Genomic DNA, 10,250 nt, shown 5'->3' on the forward strand with positions numbered 1-10,250 from the left:
GGTGCGGTATCAAAGCCGCCGCCCGGATGATGCGGAGGCTCGCGAACGCATGCGCGTGCTTGCGGGCGAGCGCCGTCGATTTGGCTATCGGCGCCTGCACTGGCTGCTCAGCCGCGAAGGAATTTCCATGAACCACAAGAAGTTTCGGCGCCTTTACCGCGAAGAACGCCTTCAGGTTCGCCGTCGCGGCGGGCGAAAGCGGGCCTTGGGCACACGATCTCCGATGACCATTCCGCAGGGCTGCAATCAGCGCTGGTCGCTGGATTTCGTCTCCGACGCCCTGACATGCGGGCGCAGGTTTCGGATCTTCGCCGTCGTGGACGATTTCAGCCGCGAATGCGTTCGCTTGATCGCCGACACGTCAATTTCGGGCGCCCGGGTGGCACGCGAGTTGGATATGGCGATCACTGAGCGCGGGGCGCGCCCGCTCATGGTGGTCAGCGACAACGGCACTGAGCTCACCAGCATGTCGATCCTGCGCTGGTCGAAAGAGCGGAACGTGGAATGGCATTACATCGCGCCCGGCAAGCCCCAGCAAAACGGGTTCGTCGAGAGCTTCAACGCCCGGCTCCGGGACGAGTGTCTGAACGAGACCTTGTTCACGAGCCTGCCTCAAGCGAGGTCCGTGCTGACCGCCTGGCGTCACGACTATAATCATCACCGCCCCCATTCGAGCCTGGGCAACAAAACCCCGGCAGAGGTGGCGGGAAAAATCAGCGGCGCGCCGGGTTGGGGGTTAACCCCCAACCCGGCTGTTGCACCTACGCCCAATCGTGGGCATCACTCGAGGATGAGACTCTACTCCTGAATGGCGGGAACTTAGGGCTCAGACCAAATGTTTGGTTGTGGGTCGGTGCCACACGGCGACTGTGGATCGGCGCGATGCGCCAACCCCACAAATGCATGTTCTATTAATACATTATAACGCCGATCAGCATTTTGACCCCGCGCTGGGGAACAGCCGGTGTGCAAAGTTGATTCGATATCAAAGCATAGGCTTTGGGATACTAAGCTGCTTTCCGTCCAGTTCTAGCTTGAAATGAGAGTCAGTAGTCGAGACGTCGATCCCTCCGAAGTGCAGCTGCCGGTGATGATTCGCGCAAACGGTCATGATGTTTGCAGCATTCAATGAACCCCGTTCCAGGTTGGCGACGGGCATCACGTGGTGGGCTTCAACATAGGGTTCACCGTTCGGCTTCTTGAACGCATGCGGGTTGCGTCCCAAGGCGTCACACACCTGGCATTTGAACGCATTGAACTTCTTGACCTTCGCACCGACCGGCCCTCGTTCGATAGACCGGCTTTGCCGCTCCTTCACTTCAGGCAATGCGTCCTTGTACTTGTCTTCGATATCCTGCAACACCCTGGCCAGACCGGAGGCATCTCCGGCCTCAGGCAGTTCGTCGGATCGCACGCCCATGAGCGCTGTCACCGCCCTGAAGTCGTTGCCCGAAATCGGGAACGTTGAACCCTGAAACCCATCCAGCAAGAGATGCGACACTGCTGGCAATTCCTCCCGAAGCCGTGTGATCGGCAGTGACTTGTCTAGAAATGTTCGCAGGTAACGAATACCAACGGTCGGCCAACCCGGCTCCCGCTCGCTTCCCGGCGACCAGAATTCGTCGATCGGTCCCGTCGCGTCATAGGCCTCCGTCAGCACCTCACAAATCGCATAGATTCCCGATTCAAGCTGAGATCGCCCGCCGCGCTCTGCCTTCGTGCGTCGGTCCTGTCCGACTCGAATGATGCCCAGCTGGCCGGGCTTGAATTTGTCTCGATCCGTCGGACGAACGCCCCAAGAGTCGACTTCTATGCTGCGCGCCAAGAACTCATCGATCGCCCATTTCTGCGGATTGCAAACGAAGACCCAAAACGGCCCTTCTTGTGCCGTCCCGAGGCCTTCAGCCCATGACTTGATTCCTTCCGGGTTCGCCGCGGCCTCGTCCTTCCAGAGCTTTCCGGCACCGCCTGGCAAGGTCTGGCTCGCTTGCAGTATCCGCTCAAATTCGTCGTCGGACCAAGCGTGAACCTGGGCAGCCCGCTGCATTGCGGCGTCAGGATATTCCCAACCCGGCCGCCCCCATTTCCACGCGCATGAAAATCCCTCCTTTGCGGTCAGTCCCAAGGGCGGAAGACCCAGCCGATAACACGCAAAGTCCAGCCGTGATTGGATGTTGCCGTGAGCGCGACCGAACTTCGACATGTCACCGATGTCCATCGCCAAGGCAGCCTCGGTATTCGTGAAGGGCGGTATTCGACCCGGCGCCGATGTGCGTCGCGCTTTCAGCCACGCCAAAAGCAATTCAGTTCGCGTTTGAGTCGATGCGTCCTCGTTCGCCGGGGGCTTCGTCGTTGCGTTTGGCAGCCCAAGTTTGTCGCGGGCGTACCACAATGCTCGGTCTGAAAATTCTGCTGGATGGTCTACGATAATTTGCTCGTAAGAAAGCTCACGCCGGTTAGCGTCGTTCAGAACTGTGAAGCCTAGCGTCGCCTTTTCTTTCGAAACCGCCGCCTCTGCGGCACCTCTCAACCCACGGTTTTTCAACTGCTGAAACGTGCGCGATGTGGGCTTGCCGGCACGCTTCATGAGTGCGACGTACTCGGCATTTGCCATAACGATCTTTTCTTCCGCCGGCGAGAGGTCGCTGAGATCGATACCCGCTTTATCCGCAACCACTTGGCGCGCGAGCATCCCGTACTGCGCCTTTACCTCCGCTTCGATCTCTGGCGTCATCGCGCCGTGCTCGGTGATGTTCACCTCAAGATTTCTCAGCTTTTCGTGGCTCGAACTATTCCGGACCCGCTGAATCAGGGTCTGCTGGTCAGTCGTCACGCCTAGCTCCCGTGCGATGTCAACCCATGATGACCGTCGTCAATCTTTAGGGCGAGCAACCACCTCGTCATCCGGAAACTGGCCGCCCAGATCCTCGACGCCTTAAACTGCTTACCCTTCGCATTATTTGGCCCGGTGGCCGGGTGTCGGTCCACCCGACCACCAAATGCGCTGATGTCTGCTGTTTTTCGCCGTGCGGCCCCGACGCCGATCCGTATGAAAAGCGGCGGGTGTACCGTGGGCTCTAACCCTACTGCAGTCGTGTTGCGGGCTCTGATAGTGCTTCATTTCGTTACCCTGACGACGACCCAGAGAACAGCAGGATACAGTGCGGATTCAACACCTGCGCTTTGACGACATCCCCCCTCTGGAAGCGGCTCTGGAACCAACGCGCAATCGCCCGATTTCGGCCGACGATCCTCACCGAACCGTTTCGGTTGGCACGTCGATCGATTTTGGAGATTACAGGTTCGGTCCCGTCGTCGAAAGTAACCTCGATGAGGTCGCCTTCTGCCCCAAGATGGGCGCTTGCCTCAACCCCGGGATTGATGAAGCCCTGACTGTAATAGGCTTCGCCCAGCGTAATCTGGAAATCGGTGTTTCGGGATGGCGGCGGCGCCTCCTGCGCTGTGGCTAGTCCGACCGAAAGATCGTGATCATCAGGTACTGGCTGCTCCGATTCTTCCTCCTCCTCACGCTCAGCCTCCTCGGTGATGGTGCGCCCTTGCTCTCGTCCATTCCACGGTGGGTCGAATGCCTCGATGAGGGCGTCCTCAAGCCCAGCGGCCAAGTTTATCTCGAAATCACCATACCGAAGAAAAGAAATCGGGTTGAACACGAAGATCCTAACGGCGTCGCCCTGGTCGAGCATCTCCTGGATATTGCGGTTGCAACGCAAATTGGTCTGCTGGCGTTGACCGGGATTCCGATATCCGGCGAATCGTTCCCGAATCGTTCTGGCCGTCTTGCCGATGTACTTCACCTCGTCCTTGTGGACGAAGGCATATAGCGAATTCCGCTCCCGGAGGATCAACCCATCCGTATGGGCGTTGGGACTGTCCAGATGATAGTCGATTGAACCAACCCCCTTCCCCGGCCCCCACATGCCAACGTCCCGAAATCCGAGGTTCAGCAAGGTCTCAGAGGTCAAGTCTGGCATCTCCAGTTTATCCTCTCACATTTTCCATAAATTCAGCGCCAAAAAATGCCGATTCACCAACCCGGATATGACTGCCACGCCCCGTCGGGCTCTCGCTCTCCGAGGGCCGTAGTCGCTAGGTCGATTGCCACGCGATCAATCTCCTCCCGCATTTCGAGGCAATCCAACCAAGCCGAGGGGATCGCCCCGATTCCGAGATGTGCCCCGAGCAGATTGCCGGCGATCGAGCCCGTGCTGTCGCTATCCCCCGAATGATTCACTGCAAGAAAGACCCCATCCGAGAAATCACGGGCAACCATGGCGCCGCAGATCGCGATTGCGAGCGCCTCTTCCGCCACCCAGCCCCCACCAAGTTCTTCCAGCCGCTCAGGTGTCGGCCTGCCCCGGCTTGCCATCGTACGCGCTGCGTCGACGGCCCGTTGCACTTCACTCGCGTCCCGATATCCCTGCAAGCAGCGATCCGCCGCATCCAGACCAGCCAGCAGATCCTCTCCGCGGACCAACCTTGCCACAACAACGGCGAGATAGCCGGCGGCAAGGTAACCCGATGGATGTCCATGAGTAAGCGCAGCCGCATCGGAGGCGATCCGAAAAACCTCTACGTCCTCCCCGATCGCCGGAGCGAACAGGCCCACGGGCGCGACCCGCATAACCCCTCCGCACCCCTTGCTGTCGTTTCTGGCAATTGAAGGTGATCCGAACGAATCGCTCGCTCGAAGTGCGCTGAGGCACGTCTGCCCAGGAGCCCTTCGGCTATGTAATGCCGGCACATCAAACAACCATCCGTCAGTCCCAACTTCAATCGCGGACGCAGGCCGTTCCCCCTGGGTCAGGAGCCACCGGAGGTACGCATGATGCAGTACGCCCGACACACCACACACACCACGGAGTGAACTGCGGACCCAGGCTCGCATGATTCCTTCCGCCGTGAACAGGGTCATCTGGGTGTCGTCGGTGATCGCCCCAGTCCGCCCGTATGCCGGAACGTAGTCCTCGACGCCTGCCGGCCCAATCTGCTCGCGGATCTCAGCGAGGGACATGAATTCGACGCCGGCCCCCAACGCATCGCCAGCGGCCCCGCCGAGAAGTGAACCGCGCACGCGTTCTACAAAAGACTGATCACTCATGCCGATCGCCAGAACCTATCGTTTCATCTGAATTGAGTGGACGCTGCGCAACCAAATCGAATCCTGCCCGCCCGATCTCATCTCGGCAATCCCTCTTCGTGGCGAATTCGGATGCTGTTGATTGAAATGGAAGGCGGTCGCAGAAATGGAAAGCGGTCATCGCCGAAGCTCTGATCGTCACACGAGCGATTCATACTTCTTTGCCTGCGGCTTGATGCGACCATGACGCGAATATCATGGATCCGTGTTCCTCCAGAGGATGCAGACCCATTAGCCGACCAACCACCGCGAACTGTCTCATCAACACGAGTCCGGTGGCAGAAAATACATCTCAAAAAATCGCGTTTGATCAGTCGGTTGCCGGCTATGGCCGAAAATCAGTCGATCTTTGACAGTCGTACTCGGATGGAAAGGAACCGCGCCGCCTTGAACCAGGGTTGGCGTCTGGCATTCATAAATTGCAGATCAGCTATTCACCCTTGAGCCGCAGGCGACGAACGAAATTCTGGTTTCGGCGACGAAAATTCCGTCGTCTGTATTCGCCCGCGATGAAGACCATGAGAGACAAGCGCGGGCTTACCGGAACGGAGGCGGGAGAAGATCCCGTCGCCGCGCTCCGGCGCAAAGCGGGCGACCATCCCGCCTTCGCCGACGAAGCCGCCTGGCGGTTTGAGCCGGCGGTCATGGCGACGGGCCTAGCCATGCAGGAGCTCGCCCGAATGCTCGGACGGATTGCCGCGCGGAAGGTTGAACGGTCGGCATCGCCTTCTAAAACCGAACCGGAAGGTGCACGATCCGATGATTGAAAATTCTACTTTCCCTCGCCCTGGAAGCGGCGGCCGCTTGCTCACGCGTAAACAAGCATCTCATTTTCTGCGCTGTTCCGAGAGGACTATCAGTCGCCTCGTTGAGAAAGGTGAATTGCCGTGCCTACACGTCGGCCGCCAGATGCGGTTCGATATCGCTGATGTGCGCAATGCGCTCCGGCGCAAGATGTCTCCGCACAGCCAGGGCGCCCCAAGCAACATCAACCCCGATTTAGACGCCTTTAATATGCAAAGTGAAAAATCTTTGGATTCCGCACCTTAGTATTCTTGCGTGAAAAGCGTTGCATCCATTTGGCCTGGAAATGGACTATACGGTGTTCACGAATGTCACTACCTGTCGTCTACTGTCACAATAGGACTAAAAATGCTCAAAAAGAAGCCTTATAGTCAATTGGATTTCTTCGCCGCACTGGCCCCAGGCGTAGCGGCTACGCATATTGTTGAGGCTGCGCCTGTCACCGCAGCAGCCCATGAGACCGTCGGGTCGGATCCGGCCACACCTGGGGATCAGTCGGTTATCCCCCCGCTCGATGCTGGGGACGAGGACACGGGACGGGCCGACGCCGCGCGCGACCAGGAGCTCTCCAAATGGACCAGCGGCGAAGGTATCTCGGCCGTCGAGGTTTTACGCCAGATGTCGCGGTGGGAAGACCTCTCCACGAGTCAGCATCGCGACATGTCGAGCGCCGTGCGCACGGCGGTACGCGTCTCAGGTCTGTCGATGGCGGCGCTGATGATGACGGCGCCCTCGATCCGGGCGCACGTGGTATCCAAACCCCTGCCCGACTGGGGCGATCGCAAGGGGCGTCGCGCCAACGTGTTGTCCCTCCTACGGCGTGTGCTCGAGCGCCTCGATGTCATCGATAAGGAAAGCATCCCGATCGCTGATGAGTGGGAACTACTACGCGAGAGGCTCGACCAGCGCGGACGCATGAGCCTAGCGGCCTTCATGCGGTTCGCAACGTTCCATGAGATCGCTCCGGCCACGGTCCGTGCCGACACGCTCGAAATGTTCCGCGGATGGCTCCATGAGCGTACGATCATCGACAAGCCCGACAAGCTGGTTAACGCCGCCCGGCGCGCTTGGAACCAGGCCGCACAGACGATCGAGACGTGGCCGCGCACCAATCTGGCACTGAAGCCGCGGCGCAAGCTGAGAACGCCCTTCAGTGCCTATCTCGCTTCCTTCCGCGAGGACTTGGACCGAATGAGGGAACGCCTGTCCGGCGCTGATGCCGAAGCCCTGTTCGGCTTCGACCTGGCGGACGACGAGGCTGCTTCCGGCCCGCTCCCGATCACGAAGGCGCTGAGACGGGCAACCATCGACACTCGCCTTCAACACATCCGCACCGCAGCGGATGCGCTGCATCGGTCCGGCATTCCGCTCGAACAGATCTCCTCGCTCCGGACCCTGGTCGAGCCCTATCGGCACGCCCGCCAGATCATTGAGCTCCTTTGGAACGAAAATGGCCGGAAGAAGTCACCGACCATCAGCCACGTCGCCGAAACTCTCCGGCAGATTGGCAAATTTCATACCCCAGTGTCCGAAGGCGATCTCGCTCGGCTGACGGACCTCGCGAAAAAATCCGCCGTCCGGTACCGGTCGATGACGCACAAAAACCGGACTCTGCTCGAACAGCTGAACAGTCCGGAACGACTTCTGCGCCTCCTCGAGCTTCCGAGCGTACTTTTCGACGATGCGTCTAGCGAGACAAGTCCCCGGCGTGCCGCCGCCCTGGCGTTACGCGGCCTCGTGATCGCGCTTCTCCTCCGGTGCCCGATGCGGCTCGCAAACCTGCTCCTCCTCGAGATCGAGGCTCACCTGGTGCGGCCGGATCCTACATCCAGGCGAGTAGCCGCCATCATTATTCCGGCCAACCTGACAAAAAATCGAGAACCGCTTTGCTACCCGGTGCCCGAGGACCTGGCCGAGTTTCTGGATCTCTGGATCAGCCACTACCGCGATGGTGTCGCGGGCCCGGGTTCGCCGTTCCTGATTCCCGGTCTGGAGGACAGGCCGATGACGCGACAGGGAATCCGCGACGCGGTCAAGTCGGTCACGCGCGAGCGCGTCGGCGTCGCGATCCACCCGCACGCGTTCCGACATCTCGCCGCGTATCTCTACTTGCGGGCCCGTCCGGGATCATACGAGGGCGCGCGCCAGCTGCTTGGCCACCGTGACCTCCGCACGACGACCCGCGCGTATCTCGGCTTCGAGGCCGACGCGGCTTTCCGCGACTTCGACCAGATTCTCAACGCAGAGATCGAGACGCTCGACGCCGCGAGAGCCGGCAGCCGGCGCCGACGCGCCCGCAAACCCAAAATGCACTCGCTCCTGAAACGCGGCCCCAAGCCTCAGCCCCTCTCAAAAATCCTGAAAGGCTCGACTTGACCCATGAATGAAAGCAATGACTGGATCCCGAGCTGTACCAAATTTGCCGACTGGCCTCAGATCGACCGCACCCTCTGGGCTGCAGGCTGCACCGCCGAAACCCCATTCGACGTTGGCGGCCACGGTGCCACGCTGCGGCCGGACAGCCTGAGAAAGGTCCAGAAGGGCTATGGGGTATGGCTGTGCTTCCTCGCGGCCAGGGGCGAACTCGACCCGACCCTGTCGCCGGCGGAGCGGCTGACCCGGGCACGAGCCAGCGACTATTTCCAGGCTCTCAAGAACCTTGGTCGGTCCGGACATACGATCCTGGGTCGGTTCGGCGAACTCCGCCTCGCCATGAAGATCATGGCGCCCGACGCCGACACGGCCTGGCTTCTGCGGCCGCGCAACGTGTCGCTCCGATCGATCATCCGCCCGCACTCGCGCTCCGTGGTTGTGCCGGATTCGGCGGTCGCGTTCCGGTGGGGGCTCGACCTGATGGAGAAGGCCCGTTCGGCCCCGCCGTCATCGCGGCAAAACTCCCGGTACCGTGACGGGCTGATGATCGCGCTGTTCGCTGCCCGCGCCCGCCGGTTGCGCTCGATGGCCCTGATCCGCGTCGGCAAAGAGCTTCGGTTCTGTGATGGCCGCTTCTATGTCGAACTGACCGAAGATCAGGTGAAGACGGGCAAGCCCGACAGGTTCTCCGTACCCGATTCCCTGACGGCGGCGATGCATCACTACCTTAACGTGGTCCGCCCTGCCCTGCTCGGAGAATCGGAGGAAGACGCGCTCTGGATAAGCGCCATCGGAACCCGGCTATCCGAGAGGGCGATCCAGGCCATGCTGGCTCGCCGCTCGAAGCGCCGCTTCGGTGTCGCCTTCTCGGCGCACCGGTTCCGGCACATGGTAGCGACCACGCTACCGCTGCGCCGTCCCGACCGTCCGGGCCTGGGTGCCGCGGTCTTAGGTGTGTCCAAGCAAGTCGTCGAGCAGCATTATTACCGCGCAGGACAGATTCTTTCCGCAATAAATTACGAAAAAATCCTTGCCGCATATACGAAAGACTGGAAAATGCGCCGGAAATAGACCATTATTCTCTATATTTATTTCCAATATATTGATTATTACAAACACAATACAAATATAACTGAGGCAGACCCCATCAATCGACAGCCTCTCCAACCCGTGCGGCGAATCCAGTGCCGCACGGGAGCAATCTTTGTTGTCTGCGGCGACCTTACCGGTCGCGTAGGAGACCCGGCTGCCGACTCATCAAGGACAACCTCATATGTCTGACTATCCCTATGTTCCCGGTAAGCGCAGTCTGAACGACGGCCTTGCGTTGGCGAGTGAGCGCTACGCGGCGGCTGGTAGAGTGGCCTGAGTTTTCCAGTTCCAAGGCAGCAGGGTGTCGATTTCGTTGGCCTTGGTATGGCCGGCGACGATGCGTTCGAGGATTTCGGTGAGCCAGGCGAGCGGCTCGACGCCGCTGAGCTTTGCGGATCCGATCAGCGTCGCCATCAGCGCCCAGTGCTCGGCGCCGGTGTCGTTGCCGGCGAACAGGGCATTCTTCCGTCCCAGGGGGATCCGGCGGATTTCGCGCTCGACGGTGTTGGTATCGAGTTCGATCCGGCCATCGTCGAGGAAGCGGGTCAGCCCCTCCCAGTGCCGCATGACGTAGCGCATCGCCTTCGCCAGTTCCGATCCTTTCGAGATACACAGCAGTTGCTCGTCCAGCCACGTGTGCATCGCCTCGATCTCCGGGCGGGATCGCTCCCGCCGCACGGCGAGGCGGCGTTCGGCGGATTGCCCGCGGATCTCGGCCTCGATCGCATAGAGCCGCGCGATCCGGGCGAGCGCCTCGGCCGCGATCGGCGACTGCGTGGCCTGGTGGAATTCGTAGAAACCGCGCCGCGCATGCGTCCAGCAG

At 60.4% G+C, this 10,250-nt stretch carries 9 protein-coding genes; 5 read left to right on the top strand and 4 right to left on the bottom strand.

Annotated features, from left to right (window positions below):
• On the top strand, nucleotides 1-808 hold an 808-nt coding region (locus tag RT91_RS02480; RefSeq protein ID WP_035185601.1), incomplete at its 5' end, for an IS3 family transposase.
• 177 nt (nucleotides 809-985) lie between these two features.
• Here RT91_RS02480 and RT91_RS02485 read toward each other — a convergent pair.
• From RT91_RS02485 to RT91_RS02495, 3 genes are all read right to left on the bottom strand, one after another.
• Entirely contained in the window at nucleotides 986-2,833 is a 1,848-nt protein-coding gene (locus tag RT91_RS02485) for an EVE domain-containing protein (RefSeq protein ID WP_035185602.1), read from the bottom strand.
• 292 nt (nucleotides 2,834-3,125) lie between these two features.
• Nucleotides 3,126-3,983, bottom strand: coding sequence for a GIY-YIG nuclease family protein (locus tag RT91_RS02490; protein ID WP_205408949.1), 858 nt, complete (start codon nucleotides 3,981-3,983; stop codon nucleotides 3,126-3,128).
• Between the two features lie 62 nt (nucleotides 3,984-4,045).
• On the bottom strand, nucleotides 4,046-5,119 hold the full coding sequence (locus RT91_RS02495; RefSeq protein WP_051788150.1) for an ADP-ribosylglycohydrolase family protein: 1,074 nt from the start codon (nucleotides 5,117-5,119) through the stop codon (nucleotides 4,046-4,048).
• A gap of 437 nt (nucleotides 5,120-5,556) precedes the next feature.
• Between RT91_RS02495 and RT91_RS21280 the strand changes: the two genes are divergently transcribed.
• The 4 genes from RT91_RS21280 to RT91_RS02510 all read left to right on the top strand — a co-directional run bounded on the left by RT91_RS21280 (nucleotide 5,557) and on the right by RT91_RS02510 (nucleotide 9,406).
• Nucleotides 5,557-5,925: a hypothetical protein gene (locus RT91_RS21280; RefSeq protein ID WP_152982782.1), complete on the top strand. Its 369-nt coding sequence runs from the start codon at nucleotides 5,557-5,559 to the stop codon at nucleotides 5,923-5,925.
• On the top strand, nucleotides 5,918-6,208 hold the full coding sequence (locus RT91_RS22980) for a helix-turn-helix domain-containing protein (RefSeq protein WP_082468523.1): 291 nt from the start codon (nucleotides 5,918-5,920) through the stop codon (nucleotides 6,206-6,208). The genes RT91_RS21280 and RT91_RS22980 overlap by 8 nt, the downstream gene beginning before the upstream one ends.
• A gap of 102 nt (nucleotides 6,209-6,310) precedes the next feature.
• A complete protein-coding gene (locus RT91_RS02505) occupies nucleotides 6,311-8,338 on the top strand; it encodes a site-specific integrase (RefSeq protein ID WP_082468524.1) in 2,028 nt (675 codons plus the stop codon).
• A 3-nt stretch (nucleotides 8,339-8,341) separates the two neighbouring features.
• Nucleotides 8,342-9,406, top strand: a complete 1,065-nt coding sequence (locus tag RT91_RS02510; protein WP_051788153.1) for a tyrosine-type recombinase/integrase — start codon at nucleotides 8,342-8,344, stop codon at nucleotides 9,404-9,406.
• A 270-nt stretch (nucleotides 9,407-9,676) separates the two neighbouring features.
• On the opposite strand, the gene tnpC is transcribed toward RT91_RS02510, so the two are convergent.
• Nucleotides 9,677-10,250 (bottom strand): IS66 family transposase (gene tnpC / locus RT91_RS02515; protein ID WP_035185607.1); only part of this gene is annotated, 574 nt, incomplete at its 5' end.

The organism is Acidiphilium sp. JA12-A1, assembly GCF_000724705.2.
Lineage (GTDB): Bacteria > Pseudomonadota > Alphaproteobacteria > Acetobacterales > Acetobacteraceae > Acidiphilium > Acidiphilium multivorum.

Bases quoted from the DNA above. Each gene is read 5' to 3' on its own strand.
- RT91_RS02495 (WP_051788150.1), bottom strand. From the start codon at position 5,119: ATGAGTGATCAGTCTTTTGTAGAACGCGTGCGCGGTTCACTTCTCGGC.
- RT91_RS22980 (WP_082468523.1), top strand. From the start codon at position 5,918: ATGATTGAAAATTCTACTTTCCCTCGCCCTGGAAGCGGCGGCCGCTTG.
- RT91_RS02505 (WP_082468524.1), top strand. From the start codon at position 6,311: ATGCTCAAAAAGAAGCCTTATAGTCAATTGGATTTCTTCGCCGCACTG.
- RT91_RS02510 (WP_051788153.1), top strand. From the start codon at position 8,342: ATGAATGAAAGCAATGACTGGATCCCGAGCTGTACCAAATTTGCCGAC.